Source organism: Shewanella sp. QJM3NY_23 (assembly GCF_056173105.1).
In genome coordinates this window covers 1,689,843-1,705,739 of sequence record NZ_CM149657.1, presented here as the reverse complement: position 1 = coordinate 1,705,739, position 15,897 = coordinate 1,689,843, and the positions used below count along the sequence as shown (strand labels likewise).

The window sequence follows — 15,897 nt, the reverse complement described above, 5'->3', positions numbered from 1 at the left end:
GGATGTCATGAAAATACTGCTACTTGGTATTGGTAATGTGTTGTACGCCGATGAGGGTATCGGCGTACACTTCGTTAATTACCTACAAGAAAACTATCAATTTACCCATCCAACCCATCAACTCGATATCATGGATGGGGGAACCTTGGCCCAAGGCCTTATTCCTATTATCTGCCAATATGATTATCTGATTGTCGTCGACACAGTCAATGCTAATGGCGTCGGTCCTGGCGAAGTTTACTTTTTCGATTTTGACAAAGCCCCAAGCGAAATAGACTGGCAAGGCAGTGCCCACGAAGTGGAGATGCTGCAAACCTTGACCATGATGGAGATGGTTGGCGATCGTCCAAAAACCTTTGTGCTCGGTTGCACCCCTACCCTTATCGAGCCGATGACCCTCGGCCTTACCGCTAGCGTCGCCGCCGCGGTGCCTTTAATGGAAGCGACCACGCTGAACCATTTACGCTCACTGGGGTTTACCGTGACTCGCATCAACAACATTGCTATCGATAAGCTCATTCCCGATTCTTACAAGCGTGGTGTCATCATAAATGAAAATAATCAGATTTGAATTTACCTGCTCACGTCCGGTGCCGCTGTACGCGCACTTATGTAACCAATACCTAAATTACGCTGAGCTAACGATCAGCGTAGGTTACCAAAAAGGCTGTTATTTTATCGAAGCCGAGGGTGAGCAACCGCAACTAGAAACGTTAGCCGATGCCATCGCACACGACTTTTTAATCTCGGTATGGCTGACCGATTCACGCATCGCCTTAATCGATTGCCCAAGCGGCAGCACCACCCCACTGAAAGGCGGGGCCATTACCCAAGAGTTTTGCCAGCAATGTACACCGCAATTTGGCGATAACCAATCCCCCCAGTTTGGCGATTTGGGCTTGGTGTGCGAGTGTTGCCACGGCGAGCGAAGCATCAATCCTCACTATCAAGGACTCACCGGCGCCGATATTGCGGCGCTGAGCACAGAACTGCTCACCCATGGAGCGTTAACCTTAACAGGCGATCTCCCCGTCACCTTGAGCCTTAAACCACTGAGTCCAACGGGTCGTCCCACATTATTGGTGTGCAATCCCAATACCCTTAATGCCCAGTTTCACTTAACGGATCGCCAAGTGCTTGCCCTGTCGAGCATCGAAAAGCCACTGATCACGGCCAGAGCCATAGATAATCACCCTAAGCTCGACGCCCCCCTGTATGATCTCTGCTTTGCTTATAACCGCTTATTGGTGATTTTAACTGAGCATCTGCGAAGACATGGCGTTGACTGGCTCTATATTGACGATCCTCGCCACAGCGAGCCACTGGCCTTTATCGATGGTGCCTGGGTCGATATCGATTGCAGCGATCAATCGCCTGTCAAACTTAGGCGCACCACGCCAGCACTGCATGATGATGTGTTACTGCACAACGGCGAGCAGACTTACTATGCCTGCCATGACAAACAGCAATATCGGGTCGAACGCGTGACTGGCGAACCGACGCCACAACAGCAAGCGGCTTTAATCAGCTTAACGCCCCAAGAGTATGGGCTATCGGCCTTACACAGCGTAAATCTAGAGCATGGCGTGGATAAACACAGCGCCATCATCTATTTTAGCCAGCAGCACGGCGGCCAAATTCAAACGCTCGACGCTAAACACCAGAGTGAACTGTTTTTCGCCTTGCCCAGCCTGCCAGACAGTGGCTATGAAATCTATCATCAGTTAGAGCAGAGTCCGCAGCGCAAGGTGCTGGAGAAATTTAAACAGCAATACCCAGATGATTATCTCAGGTTGCTCGATCTTAAACTGCCCGCACCACATAATAACCTCACGACCTTGTGGGCCATTGGTGCGATTTTATTGGGTCTACCAAGTCGCTCGATGCAGGTCAATGACCTCAGTGATGCGCTGACGGCCGCGGCTCAAGCCCACCGCGGCGCTAACTCACCACGTATCGACTACCCGCTTACACGTGGAGAAGCACACCGCAGCTTAAACTGGTGCAAGACACTAGGCACCCTAATGAGTTTTCGCCTCGCCGATGACAGAGACAACCGCAAGCTGGCCTTTGGCATGCACGACTCGTTAGCCGATTACCTCGCCAACTGGATAGAGCATTTAGACCAAAATATTGGCGTCCGCTCAGTGGCATTGGCGGGAAGCGAGTGGGGAAATCCCCTATTGTGCCAACGTGTGGTGCTGCGCGTCGGTAAAAACTTTCCGATAAAATGCAATCAGCAATTGGCTATCGACGGTAATAATCATGCTATCGGTGCTTTATTGTTGAAAAAACGGCGAAAATAGCGTGACTATCACCCCATCTCAACGGCCTTCGGCTCACGTAGCGGCTGAGCCGCAAGCAGCGCCACAGGCATCACTGCATCGGGTTAAACTACTGGTCACGGGCATTGTCCAAGGGGTGGGATTTCGCCCCTTTGTCTACCGCCTAGCCCATGAATTAGGCTTGAGCGGCTTAACCTTTAACCATAGCCTGGGCGTGACCATTGAGCTGCAAGGGGCAAGCGCGCAGCTAACGCAATTTATAGCGACATTAACTCAAACGCCGCCTCCGCTCGCCCGTATCGACAGTGTGACTCAAGAGACCATGGCGCCACTCTCTAATAGTCAAAGTTTTGAGATCATTCAGAGTCAAGCTAGCGAGGGGGCGCAGGTCGCGGTATCAGCCGACAAAAGCTGCTGTGAAGATTGCCTCAATGAGATAAAAGATCCTCATAATCGTCACTTTCGCTACCCCTTTACCAATTGCACCAACTGCGGGCCGCGTTACACCTTAATCAATGCTTTACCTTATGATCGCCCCAATACTTCGATGGCGAAATTTAGCCTGTGTGAGCAATGCGCCGAGGCTTATGGCGATCCGCTAAACCGGCGTTACCACGCTCAGCCTGTCAGTTGCCCTAACTGCGGGCCGCAGCTGACATTAACCACACCCAATGGCCAAGCGATAGCCCACAGTGATGCCGCGCTAGATCGCTGCGTTGCCTTGTTGCAACAAGGAGATATTGTCGCGATCAAAGGCTTGGGCGGGTTTCATCTAGTATGCGATGCCAGCAATCATCAGGCCGTGATGCGCCTGCGCGACCGTAAACAGCGTCCAGCCAAGCCCTTTGCCGTAATGTGCAGTGACCTTAACATGGCCAAAACCCTGGCCAAGGCAAGTGAGGCTGAGTGGCAACTGCTGTGCAGCGCCGAGCGGCCTATCACCTTACTCGAACGCATCGATAACCCCAGTTTGCTCAGCCCGGGTGTCGCTCCCGATATTGACCGGTTAGGGCTGTTTTTACCCTACACCCCCTTACATCACCTGTTATTGGCGCAGTTGCAACGGCCCCTAGTGGCCACCAGCGCCAACCGAAGCGGTGAGCCTATCATTACCCAAAGCGTTGGTATTCAAAACCAACTGGCTGGCGTGGTCGATGCGATATTGGATCATGATCGCGCTATTTTAAATGGCTGTGATGACAGCGTAGTGCAGATGATAGATGACGAGCTGCAAGTGATCCGCCTAGCACGGGGCTACGCGCCATTGACCCTCCACTGGCAGCACAGCGTTAAAGACCATACCTTAGCCGTCGGCGCGCAGCAAAAAAATAGCCTCGCCTTCGGTTTTGGCCATAATCTGGTGTTAAGCCCACATATCGGCGATCTCTTTAGCCTAGAGGCTGAACACTATTTTACCGATACCTTAGCCACGTTTAGCCGCCTATATCAGTTTACGCCCCGCTATGTGGTGAGCGACCGCCACCCTGACTACGCGCCGACGCGCTGGGCACGTGACTATGCAGCAGAGCAAGCTTGTCACCATAGCCAAGTGCAGCACCATTACGCCCATATACTCAGCGTCATGGCGGCGCAGCAATACACAGGTAAGGTGCTGGGTTTTAGCTTTGATGGCACAGGCCTTGGGGATGATAAGCAGTTATGGGGTGGCGAAGTGATGCTGGCCGACGTGAAGGGTTATCGGCGCATCGTGCACCTACAGCCCATGGCGTTAATTGGTCATGAGCAAGCGATTACCGATCCGCGGCGGATCATGCTCGCCCTGCTGTTTAAGCAGCATTCGCCCGAGGCGATCGCCGCGCTCAATTTGCCCGTAATACAAGGGATGTCACCGCGGCTGATACAAAACTTATATCAGTTATGGCGCAAGGACGTCGCCATCCATCAGACCAGCTCGATTGGTCGGCTATTCGATGCCCTCGCCTGTTTACTGGGCTTAATGACCCGCACCCAATTTGAGGGGCAAGCGGGCATGTTACTGGAGAGGGCAGCCAATCGCGTTACTAATGAGCCTGCGCCGCTGCGCTTTACCTTACCCTTGGTGGACTGTGTGTGGCAAACCGATAACCTATGGCAACAGATCCTCGATGCCATGTCACTGCGCGATAATTCCCCCCTGTGGCAAGGACTGATTGCCCGCGCTTTTATGGATTGTCTAGCAGACGCCATCGACAGCTTGGCCAGTGAACACGCCCACTTACCTGTGGTACTCACAGGCGGCGTATTTCAAAACCGTTACTTACTCAAACACACTCGGCGGCGGATCAAACAACGTAACCAGCAAGTGCTCAGCCCCAAGCAGGTGCCCGTCAACGATGGTGGCATCGCAATGGGCCAACTCTGGTATGAGATCCACCGCCAAAAATAGGCTGCAAGCTGTGCAGCAAGATTGATAAAAATACTGACATTTTGTTAATAAAGTGACCCGTATCAATGAAGTTAATGCTGTCACCATGCAAAATGTTTATTAGCATTAGATTAAATGGAGTTCATCATGTGTAAAGATTGCGGCTGCTCTATCACTCGACACGAACCGACCCTGGACAGTGGCGCAGAACATGCGGACCACCACGGTCATCACCACGCGCATGAGCATCATCACGGCCACAGCCATGACCATCAAGAGTTGCACAGTAACCCGCAACTCAATGACAGCAAAACCCTCTCCGTCATTCACAAAATTCTCGATAAGAACGATCATGAAGCGGTCCACAATCGGCAACATTTTGAGGCCCATCAAATAACCGCATTCAATTTGATGAGCAGCCCAGGTAGTGGCAAAACCACCTTGCTGGAACACTTAAAAGAGTATACCTCGCTCAACTATGGCGTGATTGAAGGTGATTTAGAAACCTCGCGCGATGCTGACCGCTTAATTGCCAAAGGGATCCCCGCTTACCAAATTCAAACCGGCTCAGCCTGCCACCTCGATGCTTTTATGGTGCACGGTGCCTTGCATCATGTGAACCTTAATCCGCTGGATATATGCTTTGTCGAGAACGTCGGTAACTTAGTCTGCCCCGCCTCTTATGATGTGGGCACCCACTTCAATATCGTGTTGGTATCGGTACCGGAAGGCGATGATAAAGTAGAAAAATATCCGGTGATGTTCCGTAAAGCCGATTTGGTTTTAATCACCAAAGCCGATCTACTGCCCCATTTTGATTTTGATGTTGAGGAAGCCAAGGCCCAAGTGAAAAAACTCAATCCAAAGGCCGAGGTGCTCATCACTTCTGTTAAAGACAGTGACAGCATGTTTGCCTTTGCACAATGGCTCAATGACCATAGGAGAGCCTAAGCATGTGCTTATCAATCCCCTCAAAAGTGGTTGCGATTCACCCAGATGAGCAAGCGGTAACGGTTGAAACCATGGGGGTTAAACGCAAAGTATCTAGCCACTTAATGAGTGAGCCGTTAGCCATGGATGATTATGTGCTTATCCATATCGGTTTTGTCATGAATAAAATCGATAAGGTTGATGCCGAGCAGAGCTTGGCACTCTATCGAGAGATAGTCGACAAGATGGAGCAGGAGCACTGAGCATGATTGACCTAAGTCAGCTTTACCAAGGATTTAGAGATCCCACGACCATACATAATTTGGCCCGAGAGATCCAAACCTTAGCGAGCCAATATCCGGGGAACATCAATATTATGGAGGTCTGCGGTGGCCATACTCATACCATAATGAAATACGGCCTCAATCAGCTATTACCCGCCAATATTGAATTTGTCCATGGGCCCGGATGCCCTGTGTGCATTATGCCTAAAGAGCGTATCGACCACGCCGCCATTTTAGCCTCCCAGCCCGATGTGATTTTAGTGACGTTAGGCGACATGATCCGCGTACCAGGCTCTAAAGGTAGCTTGGCGCAATTTAGGGCACAAGGCTGCGATATTCGCCCCATTTATGATCCTCTCGATACCCTCACCATCGCCAAAGAGAACCCTGAAAAAACGGTGATCTTCTTTGCTATCGGCTTTGAAACATCCACTCCGATGACCGCGGTACTGATAGAACAAGCTGAGCAGCAAGGGGTTAATAACCTGCTATTTCATATCAATCATGTATTAGTGCCACCCGCCATCGATGCCGTGATGGCCGATCCCAAAGCCACAGTGAACGCCTTTATTGGCCCATCCCATGTGAGCGTGATAAGTGGCGCTAAATTGTATCGCCCTGCGGTTGAGCGCTACCACACCCCCGTGGTGGTCGCCGGATTTGAACCCGTGGATGTGATGGAATCTATTTTACGTATCGTCAAACAAAAGTTAGCCGGTACAGCCGAGTTGGATGTGCAATACAGCCGCGCGGTTAGTGAAGATGGTAACTTGCATGCCCAGCAAAAAGTCAATCAATACCTCATGATACGCCCCCAATTTCGTTGGCGTGGCCTTGGGCCTGTGGCCAATTCGGCATTGATGCTACGGCCCGAATACGCCCACCGCGACGCCGAACGTATTTTTAGTGAAAAGCTTAACGTCGCCGACATTGACGATCACAAAGCGTGTCAATGTGGCGATATTTTACGAGGTATCGCCAAACCTAAAGATTGCAAGGTGTTTGGCCGTGGCTGTACGCCCGAGTCCCCTTTAGGCAGTTGCATGGTGAGCTCCGAGGGGGCTTGCAACGCGTATTATCGCTATAACGGAGTCTAACCCATGTCTGTAGAGATTAAGCTGCCCACCGAAAAAGCCGTTCAACTTAGCCATGGTGGTGGCGGCAAAGAGATGAATAACCTCATTAAGTCTATCTTCTTTAAGGCCTTTGCTAACCCAATTTTAACCAGTGAAGAAGACGCTGCCGTGCTCAACTTAGACGGGCCTACCGCCTTTACCACCGACTCTTTTACCGTGAGCCCGCTGTTTTTTGCTGGCGGCGATATTGGCAAATTGGCCGTGGCGGGCACGGTCAACGATCTGGCGATGATGGGCGCGGAGCCACAATATCTCAGTTGTAGCTTTATTATTGAAGAGGGATTTGCCATCGCCTCGCTCAAACAGATTGTTGCGAGTATGGCAAGTGAGCTGCATAAAAGCGGCACTCGCGTGGTGTGCGGCGACACTAAAGTGGTGCCCAAAGGCTGCGCCGATGGTTTATTTATTAACACCTCAGGGGTTGGGCGGATCCTCAAACCCCATATTTCGGTCAATAATTTGCAGCCAGGGGATGCCATCATTGTCTCTGGTGACATTGGCCGGCACGGCGCCGCCATATTGATGGCCCGCGAAGGGCTTAACCTAGAGTCAGATTTACGCAGTGATTGCGCTAACTTATGGCCTGTAGTTGAACAACTGATCGCCGCAAATATTACCATCCATGCCATGCGCGACGCCACCCGTGGCGGCCTGGCAGCCGTGCTCAATGAATGGGCGCAGGCATCAGAGGTAGGCATTAGTGTGGCCGAGTCACAGATCCCCGTCAGTGATGAGGTTAAAGGTCTGTGTGAACTCTATGGCTTTGAACCCCATGATTTAGCCAACGAAGGCACCTTTATTTTGGCCGTGCCACAAGCCATCGCATCTGGGGTGGTTGAAATTATCAATCGCTATGGTGATAGCCAAACCGCTGCCATTATTGGACAAGTGGAGGATAATCATCATGGCAAGGTGATCTTAACCACGCCGTGGGGTAGCAGTCGTTATCTCGACCTCCCCCAAGGCGAATTATTACCTAGGATCTGCTAATGCACGAGTATTCCATCGTCGGCGCTCTGCTGGAGCAATGCGAGCAATATGCCAGTGACAATAACGCCACGAGGATAACCGAAGTGGTGATAAAAATTGGTGTGCTAAGTGGCGTTGAACCCGCCTTATTAGCCACCGCATTTGATACCTTTAAACTAGAAGGACGCGCCAAAGAGGCCGTGCTCACCATAGAGCATCAAGCCATCGTACTCAGTTGCCAGCAATGTAACACCACTGTCGAAGTGGCCGAGCGCACTGTCATTTGCCCCAAATGCCACAGTTTTGACACGCGCATCGTTGCCGGTGAAGAGATGCTGCTGATGCAGTTAGCGCTAGAAACCAATTAATCATTATACCTAAAATGGAGCATCACCATGAACAGAGCATTATTACTACTTGTTAGTTTATTACCTGCAGCGGCGTGGGCACACGGAGGACACAGTGGTATTGGCTTATTCCACCATCTATACGATATATTACCGCTTGTGGCATTAGTGATAATTGTCGCGGGGATCATGATGTGGAAAAAACACCATTAAGGTAAACCGCTGACTTCAAGAGTCACACCACAGCAACAGAGTGAATCTTGTGTAGTTCGTGCCACGCAATATGCCAGTAATTGGCACGAATTGCACTAAGTTGACGACTCGCTTATAAATCAAGCGAGTTGTTTCTTTGTCTTGTCTACCATCGAGCCACGATGAACCTCAACTATGCATTATGCCTTACGTATTCAAACTTTGACGCTATAACGAAAATCTGACACTGATTTTTTATTTGGCGCCTTAAACTTTCCAGCGCCTTCTTCGGGCAAAAAACCAATAAAAACAGCATCTAACAAAAAATGGATGATGACTATTTCGCGGCAAAACATTGACAGTTTATTTGTACAAAATTAGCGCGTATAGTGCGTCTCTAATTTAGCAACCACCAAGGTACTTTCATGTTCCGCTTAACCATTTACTCCATTGTAGGCTATGCCTTTTGGCTGACCTTTGTCGACGTTTCCACCTATGTTAACCACAGTTCTGACGTCGGTTGGTTAAGTGGTGTGACTCAAGTCTTGTTTGACGATAACCAGCCAAGCACTGACACAGCAGAGCCTTTATTAACTCGCTCGGCCAAGCCTGACAATTGCCAGGCAGACCAAGGCTGTTACTCATTCGCGATAACGGCGGCAAAGTAAACTCGCAGGGGCTAAGCTGCCAGTCAGAACGTCAAGATCATGAGTTACCGAGTAACATCACTCACGGTTTGCTCACCTTGCAAAACAACGCAGCTTTAATCACGTTGCAACGCCACGATGGGATCTAAACGCGCGGCTTTTTGCGCTGGGTAAAGCCCAAAACCTATCCCTATGGTCATACACACCCCAAGCGACAGCAGCACGGCAAAGGGAGACCAGGCCACCGGCCAGCCCGCAGCGGCAGATATCACTAAGGCTAACAACAGGCCAACCACTATGCCTATCACGCCCCCCGTGGCAGAGATAGCGATACTCTCAATTAAAAATTGACGCGCGATATCTTTACGTCTTGCCCCTAATGCACGCAATAAGCCTATTTCAGCGGTACGCTCCATGATCGTTGCCAACATGATGTTCATGATCCCTATGCCGCCCACCAGCAAAGAGATCCCCGCCACGCATGCCATCACAATATTGAATATTTGCTGCGTTTTTTGATGTTGGGCTAATAGATCGGCAGGTACCACGATCTCATAATCTTTCTCGCCACCGTGACGCCGCTCAAATAGATGACCTAAACTTTTGGCTGCCAGTGAAGGCTCAACCCCATCGGCAATGGCCAACTTAATCGAGTCGAGTTCATCCTCTAACGGTTTAACGTTCATCTTCTTTAATGCCGTTGCCAGTGGAATAAACACTTGATTACGTTCGCCGCCAAGTTTAACTCCTTGAATTTTAGACTGCACCGCCTCGCCTTCAGACAGCACGCCGACCACCTCAAACCATTGATGGTTAACTTTAATCAGTCCGCCAACGGGTTTATCTTGCGGAAATAAACTGCGCGCGGCTTCGGGCCCCAGCACGGCGACTTGACGATAATGACTCTGATCGGCTTGGGTCAAGCTGCGGCCTTTGGCCACCTTGAGCGCACTCAAATTAAAGTAACTGGGCGTCACCCCAACCACAGTGGCATCACTGCGCCCTTGCGGGCTAAATAAACTAAAGGTTTTCACCTGCTTTTGCGCGCTCCAATCTTTAACAAAAGGCAAGGTGGTGGCCGCACTAGACACATCGCGCAGGCTTAAGCCGATGCTGTGTTCACGGATAGATTTTAACGCATCTCCATCGGCGGGCCGCGCATTGATGACGATGTTGTTCACTCCCATGGACTCAATCATCCGCAAGGCTTCACGCTCGGCGCCTTCGCCTACGCTGAGCATCGCAATCACCGCGCCCACACCAAATATCATCCCCAGCAAGGTTAATGCGGTGCGCAATTTATGATGGCGCATCTCGTCAAACGCTTGAATGACGCCCTCAACATATCCCTTAATCACCTTCATAAGCGGCTCCTTTTGGGCGGTGTGGTTAAGGCAATCACATCACCTTGGTTAAGTCCGCTGGTAATTTGCGTCATATCGATACTGCGTTGTCCTGGCTCGACCCCCTGCTCGATAAAACCCTCTGCCGTTTTGAGGTACACCCAATAGCGGCCCTCTTTTTGAAATAGCGCTTGGTTAGGCACGGTCAACACCTCATTGAGTGACACCGCATCCACTTTAGCGCTCAGCTGTCGCCCCGGTTGCATGATCGCCGGCAGGGTCTCATCTAAACTCACGGTAAACTGAAAGTAGTTAACTGGGCTGTCTTTATCTTTGGGTTTTGCTAACGCATCGAGCTGACTGACCTTACCGCTGAAACGTTTATCTGGGTAAGCATCGAGATAGACATGAGCTGGTTGCCCCACAGAAAGCCCTGCAGCCTCTGACTCAAGCACAAACAGCTTAGCTTGCATCACAGAGGTGTCGGGCAAGGTGCCTATGGTAAACCCTGACCACATCATGTCACCGACCACTGGCATGGCACCGTCCCAGCCAGACTGATACACAAATAGGCCATCATGGGGAGCGATGATCTCCATCTGTTTGAGGTTATTTTCATAGCGATCAATTTTCGCTTTATGCCCCTGCTGCTTAAGCTCGATAAGCTGCTGCTCGGCTTGTGCCTGTGCATCATGCTGGGACAATCCCCAATCAAAATAGTCCATCTTGGCACCCAAATAATCTTGATTACGCATCTGCTCAATGATCTCTATTTTGGTGTAGACCCGTTCATCTTCACTGAAGAAACGCTCGGCCAAGTCTCGCTCTTCACTGGTGACCTGCGTACCCACCTGCAGCTCTTGGCTTACGGTTTTATCTTTTTGTTGCTGCATCTGTTTATCGAGATCCAGCTTATTAAAATCAAACGCTTCCATTTCGAGTAAATAGGCTTGGCGTGTGGGATCCATGCGCGCCACTACATCCCCCGCCTTGACTAGACTAAAGTTGGCTAAAATCCAGGCTAGGGATTGCGGTTCACGCACCCCTGAAGGCACAGTCACCGCCGTCGATTGGCTCGCCTCCAGCTCACCGGTCGCTGGGATCTGCACATTAAAATCGCGCAGCTTAACCTCCATGGTTAACACCCCATCGTGCTCGGGTTGACTGCAGCCAAGCAGCAGTAGACTGCTACAAAGTACGCTGCTCATCAAATCAGATGACCGCAGCTTAGCTTGGCCTAAGCAGGATTTCATAAGACGACAACAATCAAAAAAATGCACTAACATCATGGCAGTAACACCTCATCACCGGCACGTAAACCTTGACTGACCACCATTCGCTCGGCCCCCATATCACCAATAGTAATTGGCTGTTTACGTTCGCCCAGCCAAGTGGGCTGGCGTACATACGCTTGGCCACCGTCAAAGCTCACCGCTTCTTTAGCCACTAATAACGAGGGGCTCGCCTGAGCAATATCAATACTGATCTTGGCCGTCATCCCAGGTCGCATCAGCTCACTGTCGGGCTCATCGATACTGGCGACGGCATCGAACACCACCATGGGGACATCTTGATTCTTATTGCGAAACACCGCGCCCAACTCAATTATTTTGCCCTTAAACACGCGCTCAGGATTGGCGTCGAGACGAATGTTAATCACTTGACCGCGTTTAACCCGCTGTGCTTCCACTTCGGGCACGGTCATGTTGACTTGCATATGAGATAGATCAGGGATAGATAACACGGCGTCACCGGCAAACACCGATTGGCCCTCTTTAATTTTATTGCCTTGCGGATCGTTGCCATACACCACCATGCCCGCGCGAGGTGCTTTTAAGGTCATCGACGCGATCCCCTTCTCTAAGGCTGCCACTTCTGAAGCAAACTTTTGCTCATCCCCGGCTAACATGGCTTGACGCTGCTCGGCGCCTTGGGACTCTAGTGCCATTTTTTGCTTAATCAATGCCACTCTATCTTTGGCAATAATGGCATCACGCTGGTATTTTTCTTTCTCGATTAACGCCACGGTTTCATCGGATAGTTTAAATTTTCGTTCCGCCTTTTCATGGTTCATCTGGGCTTCGGCAAGATCGAGCCGCAGTTGTTCGAGCCGCTTGGCATTGCGCAGGTTAGAGGTTTCAATATCTTGCTTGGTCGCCGCCAATCGCGCCGCGCTGACCGACAGGCGTTGGGTTAACTCAGAGGTATCTAACCTGGCGACCACATCGCCTTTGGCCACTTCGCTGCCCTCTGGAGCCAACTGTTTGACTTGATATTGCCATACACGACGGAGCGCCGGCGGCATCATCGCCACGGTATCGGCTGACACCAGTTCACCTGTCACCTCGACTTGCTGGATCAATACCCCTTGTTCGACGCGTGTCAACGCCTGTTGGCCGCAGCCTGCCAGTAACATACTGACGAATAAGGCGCAGCACACCTGCATCATATTACCCTTGCGCATCAGCTAACTCCTTGGTCACCACCAGCACACTCATACCCGGCACTAACTCAATTTGGGCATTTTCTTTGGCAAAATCGATGCCGACCTTAAACCATTTGCTCTGCCCCCAAGCTGGTTGAGGCATCGCTTGCTTCCCAATAGATGCAATAGTGCCATCGAAGGTCACTTCAACATGGGCATCGAGTTGCAGACTAACGGCTTGCTTAAGCCTTAGACGGTCAACATCCACCTCATTAACCCAAGCAACGACTTCGAGTTTATCTAGCGCTGGGATCGTCGCCACTTGACGACCTATCTGCACTGTGTCGCCCACGCCATATTTGGTCTCTGTCCATGGATGGCGCTCATACAAGAGAGGGCCGGCAAATTGCGCGGTTAATTCCAGTTGCGCTATGCCTTGCAGCGCCTGGCTTAACTCCAGCTGGGCTTTGCGTTTATCTATGGCTAACTGTTGACGGCTAGCATCTTGCTTATCTAACGCCTCAACTAAGGCCTGCTGCGCCTTTTCAAGCTCGCTGCGGGCCTGCATCAAACTGAATTGGTTTTCGGCATACTGTTTAGCCGCTAGATAGGCTAATGGCACATCGGCATCAAGCTGGGCTTTTTCCACCTCAAGTTGGCGCTGCTTAAGATCAAACTGTGCTTGCAATACCGCACCCGTTAGCTCGATAGCCGTACTTTGCTCTTGCGCCGTGACCCGCAATAAACTGGCCTCTAGCTGCTCAATTTGATTGGTCAATTGGCTTTTATCAAAAATCACCACACTTTGCCCAGGCTGGGCTAAAGTGCCTTCGGGCAGCATCCACTGAATTTGATAGCGCCAAGCATCTCCGGCCTTAGGTACGGTAAAGGTTTGTGAGTCAACCGAGCTGATTTTGCCCGTTAACAGTAATGAGGGAAAACTATCGTCGGCCCAGCTGCAAAAGCTTATCATGCAAGCAGCCAATGCGGCGCAACCGCCAAAAAACACCTTATGCGGCATGTACACCTCGCTGTTCAATGCTGACGATATCGCCATCGCGCATACGGATGATCCGCTGAGCATAAGCCGCGACTTCCTCCTCATGGGTCACTAAAATGATGGTTTGCCCCGCTTGGTGGAGCTCGGTAAACAGCGCCATTATCTCCACTGAGGTTTTACTGTCTAAGGCACCTGTCGGTTCATCGGCCAATAAAATGGTGGGTCGATTCACCAAGGCTCTGGCAATCGCAACTCGTTGACGCTGCCCACCGGATAATTGGTTGGGGCGATGATCTTGACGATCGCTTAAGCCCACTCGTGCCAGTAATTGCTGCGCATAATCCGTGCTATCGTCGGCATGCTCACCAAAGCGCAGTGGTAATAATACGTTTTGTAATGCACTGAGACGCGGTAATAAATGAAAGCTTTGAAATACAAAACCTATCTCTTTGTTACGCACTGCAGATAAGGCGTCATCATCGAGTTGACTCACCTCTTGCGCGTTTAAGCAGTAAGAGCCACTGGTAGGTTTATCGAGGCAACCAATAATATTCATTAAGGTCGATTTACCAGAACCAGAGGGTCCCATGATGGCTACAAACTCGTTGGCTTGTATGGTAAAGTCGACCCCGCGTAATGCCAATACCGGCGACTCTCCCATTTGGTAGGATTTAACTAATCGTTTTACATTTATCATGTTGTGAGTCTCACACTCTCAAGGCTTACAGCGCCGCAGCCGTTCCGTCGACTAAAATACTAATGGTTCACTGTGCCTCAATAGCGCAGCACTATGCAATTGAATTTAGATAATATTACACTCAATTACACTTAGACAAATTTGTACTGAGACTCTTACGCTACACAGCCCAATATCAACTACCTTTTGAGGTTATCGCTTAATCGGTAAACACGCCTAACAGGGTAAACACACTAATGATAATAAAAAACACCCACTGAAACTGTACGCGACGTGCACTCTTAGCTTCGGCAAAATAGCCAATGTAAATTTGCCAAATTGCAAACAACATAAAGTTAAGGCTAATAAACAAAGATAAGGCATAGGTTTGCATCGTTGACACCAGTTGCAAACCACAGGCAAATAACACCAGTGTCGATAGCACCAAAAATATCGACACATAGTGAAATACACAGTGCATTAGGGTTTTAGTCGTGGGATCGAAATCGGCTTGTAGCATGGGACGTAAAAATTGCGGCTTGGCCATCACAAAATCGCCAACACAGGTAATTGAGGCCAATACTGCTGCAATCAAAAGGTAGATATTCATGGCTTCTCCGACATCACTGTTGGCCGCATTAGCGAACAACCCAAAACATACAGGATCTATTCTAAATAGACGATAGCTAACTAGACCGTATCAGTCCGAATGAAGTTTCAACACCAAACAAAAAAGAGTGCTAGTGCACTCTTTTAGTTTACTTTTTATCCTAATTACACCTGTAAAAGCTGGTGACTACTGCCTCAGTAACCACAAACTAAAGTCATAGATATCGTGATCACATGGTGGCCATTATCCAATAGTCGAGGCGTTGCTGTGGATTAGCCAGCAGGTTTTGACAAGGGGTTTTATAACGTCCCATCAGGCCGCCTAAACTTTTATTGTCGGGCAGGCTAGCCTGCTGCTTGGCAATGGCTTGTTGCAATAATTGCTCGACCTGCGCTTCACTTTGATACTGTTTTGCCAGTGTCAACGCCGCCTCCCCCGACTGTTTAAGCCGCTCACCCACAGGCTTCATTTGTGGGGCATCCATATTGCTGATGGCATCGGATGCAATATGATAATAAGCAGCGCATTGCACCACCTCTTGATTAAACGCGATTTCGGCTTCAGAGGCCGGCGCTTGGGTTGCCGAGGCCGACAAACTAAAAACAGTAAGCAGCGCGGCAGAAAGTGGAGTGTAAAAGCGCATATGGAAATTCCTTTGCATTAAGCATAAATATTGCGTTATTTCTAC

General features: G+C 50.1%; 17 protein-coding genes. 10 read left to right on the top strand and 7 right to left on the bottom strand.

The window, feature by feature from the left end; translation table 11 throughout:
- Positions 1 to 7: 7 nt before the first annotated feature.
- From AC0VXX_RS07845 to AC0VXX_RS07800, 10 genes are all read left to right on the top strand, one after another.
- Positions 8 to 571, top strand: coding sequence for a HyaD/HybD family hydrogenase maturation endopeptidase (locus AC0VXX_RS07845; protein WP_475516646.1), 564 nt, complete (start codon positions 8 to 10; stop codon positions 569 to 571).
- Complete coding sequence (locus AC0VXX_RS07840) at positions 552 to 2,306, top strand: NiFe hydrogenase (RefSeq protein WP_475516645.1); 1,755 nt, start codon at positions 552 to 554, stop codon at positions 2,304 to 2,306. The genes AC0VXX_RS07845 and AC0VXX_RS07840 overlap by 20 nt, the downstream gene beginning before the upstream one ends.
- Positions 2,307 to 2,313: 7 nt before the next feature.
- Positions 2,314 to 4,671, top strand: coding sequence for a carbamoyltransferase HypF (gene hypF, locus AC0VXX_RS07835; RefSeq protein WP_475516966.1), 2,358 nt, complete (start codon positions 2,314 to 2,316; stop codon positions 4,669 to 4,671).
- 126 nt (positions 4,672 to 4,797) lie between these two features.
- Positions 4,798 to 5,601, top strand: a complete 804-nt coding sequence (gene hypB / locus AC0VXX_RS07830) for a hydrogenase nickel incorporation protein HypB (protein ID WP_475516644.1) — start codon at positions 4,798 to 4,800, stop codon at positions 5,599 to 5,601.
- 2 nt (positions 5,602 to 5,603) lie between these two features.
- Positions 5,604 to 5,843 carry a HypC/HybG/HupF family hydrogenase formation chaperone gene (locus tag AC0VXX_RS07825; protein ID WP_110458100.1) on the top strand — a complete coding sequence of 80 codons (240 nt, stop codon included), beginning with the start codon at positions 5,604 to 5,606 and terminating at the stop codon, positions 5,841 to 5,843.
- A 2-nt stretch (positions 5,844 to 5,845) separates the two neighbouring features.
- Positions 5,846 to 6,961: a hydrogenase formation protein HypD gene (gene hypD / locus AC0VXX_RS07820; protein WP_475516643.1), complete on the top strand. Its 1,116-nt coding sequence runs from the start codon at positions 5,846 to 5,848 to the stop codon at positions 6,959 to 6,961.
- A 3-nt stretch (positions 6,962 to 6,964) separates the two neighbouring features.
- A complete protein-coding gene (gene hypE, locus AC0VXX_RS07815) occupies positions 6,965 to 7,990 on the top strand; it encodes a hydrogenase expression/formation protein HypE (RefSeq protein ID WP_475516642.1) in 1,026 nt (341 codons plus the stop codon).
- Positions 7,990 to 8,337 (top strand): hydrogenase maturation nickel metallochaperone HypA, encoded by a 348-nt coding sequence (gene hypA, locus AC0VXX_RS07810; protein ID WP_475516641.1) that lies wholly within the window; start codon positions 7,990 to 7,992, stop codon positions 8,335 to 8,337. Before hypE ends, hypA begins: the two co-directional genes overlap by 1 nt.
- 27 nt (positions 8,338 to 8,364) lie before the next feature.
- Positions 8,365 to 8,529, top strand: a complete 165-nt coding sequence (locus AC0VXX_RS07805; protein WP_475516640.1) for a hypothetical protein — start codon at positions 8,365 to 8,367, stop codon at positions 8,527 to 8,529.
- A gap of 404 nt (positions 8,530 to 8,933) precedes the next feature.
- Positions 8,934 to 9,176, top strand: a complete 243-nt coding sequence (locus AC0VXX_RS07800) for a hypothetical protein (protein WP_475516639.1) — start codon at positions 8,934 to 8,936, stop codon at positions 9,174 to 9,176.
- A gap of 95 nt (positions 9,177 to 9,271) precedes the next feature.
- Here the strand turns inward: AC0VXX_RS07800 and AC0VXX_RS07795 are convergent, their stop codons facing one another.
- The 7 genes from AC0VXX_RS07795 to AC0VXX_RS07765 form a co-directional block, all read right to left on the bottom strand.
- Positions 9,272 to 10,519 (bottom strand): ABC transporter permease, encoded by a 1,248-nt coding sequence (locus AC0VXX_RS07795; protein WP_475516638.1) that lies wholly within the window; start codon positions 10,517 to 10,519, stop codon positions 9,272 to 9,274.
- Entirely contained in the window at positions 10,516 to 11,706 is a 1,191-nt protein-coding gene (locus AC0VXX_RS07790; RefSeq protein ID WP_475516965.1) for an efflux RND transporter periplasmic adaptor subunit, read from the bottom strand. The genes AC0VXX_RS07795 and AC0VXX_RS07790 overlap by 4 nt, the downstream gene beginning before the upstream one ends.
- A gap of 77 nt (positions 11,707 to 11,783) precedes the next feature.
- Positions 11,784 to 12,962, bottom strand: coding sequence for an efflux RND transporter periplasmic adaptor subunit (locus AC0VXX_RS07785; protein WP_475516637.1), 1,179 nt, complete (start codon positions 12,960 to 12,962; stop codon positions 11,784 to 11,786).
- Positions 12,949 to 13,944, bottom strand: a complete 996-nt coding sequence (locus AC0VXX_RS07780; protein ID WP_475516636.1) for an HlyD family secretion protein — start codon at positions 13,942 to 13,944, stop codon at positions 12,949 to 12,951. The genes AC0VXX_RS07785 and AC0VXX_RS07780 overlap by 14 nt, the downstream gene beginning before the upstream one ends.
- Complete coding sequence (locus AC0VXX_RS07775; RefSeq protein WP_475516635.1) at positions 13,934 to 14,620, bottom strand: ABC transporter ATP-binding protein; 687 nt, start codon at positions 14,618 to 14,620, stop codon at positions 13,934 to 13,936. The genes AC0VXX_RS07780 and AC0VXX_RS07775 overlap by 11 nt, the downstream gene beginning before the upstream one ends.
- Positions 14,621 to 14,819: 199 nt before the next feature.
- Entirely contained in the window at positions 14,820 to 15,209 is a 390-nt protein-coding gene (locus tag AC0VXX_RS07770) for a hypothetical protein (protein WP_475516634.1), read from the bottom strand.
- A 229-nt stretch (positions 15,210 to 15,438) separates the two neighbouring features.
- Entirely contained in the window at positions 15,439 to 15,852 is a 414-nt protein-coding gene (locus AC0VXX_RS07765) for a hypothetical protein (RefSeq protein WP_475516633.1), read from the bottom strand.
- Positions 15,853 to 15,897 lie beyond the last annotated feature (45 nt).